The sequence below is a fragment of the Shewanella sp. genome, from assembly GCF_047975355.1.
Lineage (GTDB): Bacteria > Pseudomonadota > Gammaproteobacteria > Enterobacterales > Shewanellaceae > Shewanella.
Genome location: NZ_JBKEDJ010000071.1, coordinates 1 through 2,626 on the forward strand (window position 1 = coordinate 1; position 2,626 = coordinate 2,626).

Consider the following 2,626-nt stretch of genomic DNA (forward strand, 5'->3'; position numbering starts at 1 on the left):
CCTGCGTGAGATAAGACGGGTAGTGAATAACAAATTTGCTTGGTGACAATAGCATTGTGGTCCCACCTGATCCCATCCCGAACTCAGAAGTGAAACGCAATCGCGCCGATGGTAGTGTGGGGTCTCCCCATGTGAGAGTAGGTCATCGCCAAGCGCCTAATATTCTCGTGAAGAGAGCAGAAAGCCAGCTGAATAAGCTGGCTTTTTTGTTTTTGGCGTTTGCAATTTTTACCTCTTTACTCCCTTTATATATTCCCACTTCACTCACTGTTCAGCTTGGTTTATCCCTACAATTTAGACAAATAATATCAGGCCAATAAAAAGAGCAACCTAGGCTGCTCTTTCTTTATTGGATAGGTATCTTGCTCGCTTGTTACTGCAAAAAACTAACGAATACGCTTATTGCCCGCTAATTTTGGCCTTGAATTTTGCTTTGGTGGCGTCGTCGGCGAGCTGATACCAATAATCCAGCATATGGCTAATTTCGGCTTGAGTCGGCGAATCAGGTGTTATTGCAATTGTTGATGCGGCTGAACTGGCGGTTACGGCTGTAGACGTCACAGCAGTGGCGGCTGGCAAAGTTGGTGCATTCGTCGCTGTAGATACTTGAGGCTGGCGTTGTACTGTAGGAAGCGTTATCGAGGCGGGATGCTGGCCTTGGTTGTATTGAAAAATTTCCTGCTCGAAGTTTCGGCCTATCTGAAGCCCGTTCTTCACTAATCTGTCTTGATCAAATCTAATCGCTTGATTGTGCTTATCTAAAAGCGTGAGTGAAGGTGATTCATCGAACTGCTTCGCGGCTTTAGCAGAGTCGATATTGGGTAATTTGAGTTGTAGCTCTTGATCGGTTTCATTAAAGCGGACGATCAGTACGTCCGATTGATAGCGTACTGAATTAGCCTGTTTGCGGTACTGCGCATTGTAGCGAAAAGCGATTTGGTTCAATCCATCACTCAGGGAGACTGGCGCGGTGCTTAGCGGTCTTTGTCCATTTACGGTTAGCAGCTCAACATCGCTTGGCAGCTGCAGAATGACTTCGGCATAAACAGGTTGTAGGCTGGCAAGCAGTATGGCTGATGCGCACAGAATAGAAGGGGATTTCATAGGCTTTCTCTTGGTTGATATCTCGCACTAATGATAAGTGAGATAGCACTTAACACAAAGCGGCAAACTCATTCAGTTTGCCTATATAGGATTAGTATTGGCTTGGGATGAAGAGAAAAGAAAAAGGCTCACAGGGAGCCTTTTCTTGCCTAAGTATGAGATTAGTTAAGTCTGACGTTGGCTTAACCTAAGCGGAAGTAACGCAAATTACTTCGCTTTATCTTGGCTTAGGTTGATGCGGTACACGGCGAAACCGAGTTCATCTTTACTGATTTTGGTCATTTCGCGTTGTTTATTCGCTTCGATAAAGGTCGCGGCTTTATCGCTATCTTGAGTCTGGAAGCGAATATCCAGCGTCACACTGGTGCTGATGGTTTTGAAATCCCAGTTGTAGTCAGCACTTGGGTTGACCATGCCTTCATACTTGCCTGTGGTTTCATTGAACTTAGATTGCGCCGTGATGTAGGCCGCTAAGGCCTCACGGTTAGTATCTGGCAGCTCGAGTACCACATGGTCACTGCCGGTTCCGGCAAACTTACCACCAAAGGCGCGGTAGTTATTTGAGGCCACGATAAATTCTTTGGCCGCCAACTCTTCGCCAGTAAATACCTTGCCATTCGCATCTGTGTAGCTTAAATCGACGATACGGTTAGCATTGGCATTGACAACGGCGCAGTCGCGGTCGAACTTACTTGGTTGAGTCACATCAATCTTGTAGGTCAAGCCATCGAGCACGTCGAAGTTATAGGTTGGGTGACCATCCCAGTTGATTAACTCCTGCGGCGTGGTCTTGGTTGGATCGATTTGATTGAATTGGTTAGCTGAACACTCCAGCCAATCTTTCAGTTCAGCCCCCGTGGCTTTGACCGCTACCATAGTGTTGGGGTAGAGGTAAAGATCGGCGGCGTTTTTAAAGGTCAATGCGCCTTTATCGACTTGTACATATTGGTCTGCATCGCTGGTTGTACCGTGGCGACCACCGGCTTTGAATGGTGCAGAAGCCGATAAAACAGGTAGATCTTTTAATGCCTCGGGGAGTTTTGCTTTAACGTTAGCAATTTGCGCGTCAGAAACGATTTGTACGGTTGGATCGTCCTGCACTAAGGTCAAGAAGCTATACATATCGGCGGCAGCAACCCCAATTGGCTCGTCCACGAAGGCAAGCGTGCCTTGGTGCTCGGCGGCGACAGCATCATGGATGGCGGCGTCGGCTTCGACTAATGGTGTTTTAGTTACACCATCATAGATAGGACGTGCCTTAGTGGTGGCACTGATTACAGACCACTTACCGTCTTTACGCTCGAGTTTAAAGTCGACCACACCTAAGTTGTCACCCCAGCGTCCAGGCATGACGGCTGGTACACCATTTAACAGACCTTTAGTCACGTCTGTGTTAGGTAAGTCGGCATATTTGGCATCGGGGAAAATAGAGTGGCTGTGACCAAAGAGGATGGCATTAATACCGTCGACATAGGTCAAGGCATAGGTTGCGTTCTCTGCCATAGGATCGCCAGGATTTTCG

At 47.4% G+C, this 2,626-nt stretch carries 2 protein-coding genes and 1 rRNA gene; 1 reads left to right on the top strand and 2 read right to left on the bottom strand.

The features are described from left to right. Window positions 1–38: 38 nt before the first annotated feature. A 5S ribosomal RNA gene (gene rrf / locus ACK5NH_RS17405) occupies window positions 39–154 on the top strand. Between the two features lie 245 nt (window positions 155–399). Here rrf and ACK5NH_RS17410 read toward each other — a convergent pair. After that, complete coding sequence (locus ACK5NH_RS17410; protein WP_416922117.1) at window positions 400–1,104, bottom strand: DUF2057 domain-containing protein; 705 nt, start codon at window positions 1,102–1,104, stop codon at window positions 400–402. A gap of 207 nt (window positions 1,105–1,311) precedes the next feature. After that, the coding region (locus tag ACK5NH_RS17415; protein ID WP_416922119.1) for a bifunctional 2',3'-cyclic-nucleotide 2'-phosphodiesterase/3'-nucleotidase at window positions 1,312–2,626 on the bottom strand (1,315 nt) is incomplete at its 5' end.